A 318-nucleotide genomic window follows, 5' to 3' on the forward strand; every position below is an offset into this window, starting at 1 on the left:
CATCACCTTCGCCAGCATTGCTTAAATCAGCAATTAAATTATCCCAATCTAACGCTTTCTTTTCTGCATCATAATAACGGTATTCACGAATTGTCATGCCGACCGCATTAAAAATTGCATTATGATTTGGCCATGTTGGAGTGCTAATCCAAACATTTTGAGATTTGGTTTGACGTTTAATGAATTCAGCAGCAATGCGCAATGCACCTGTTCCACCTAAACTTTGCACTGTTTTAGCGCGTCCTTGCTTAACAATTTCAGAGTCTGCACCAAATAATAATTCTTTTGTATATTCGTTAAATTCCGCTACACCATCAA

The 318-nt window shown here is 37.7% G+C and carries 1 protein-coding gene; it reads right to left on the reverse strand.

Annotated features, from left to right (window positions below):
- On the reverse strand, nucleotides 1-318 hold a 318-nt coding region (locus EII42_RS12645; RefSeq protein WP_125172440.1), incomplete at both ends, for an aminotransferase class I/II-fold pyridoxal phosphate-dependent enzyme.

The organism is Tessaracoccus sp. OH4464_COT-324, assembly GCF_003932855.1.
Lineage (GTDB): Bacteria > Actinomycetota > Actinomycetes > Propionibacteriales > Propionibacteriaceae > Arachnia.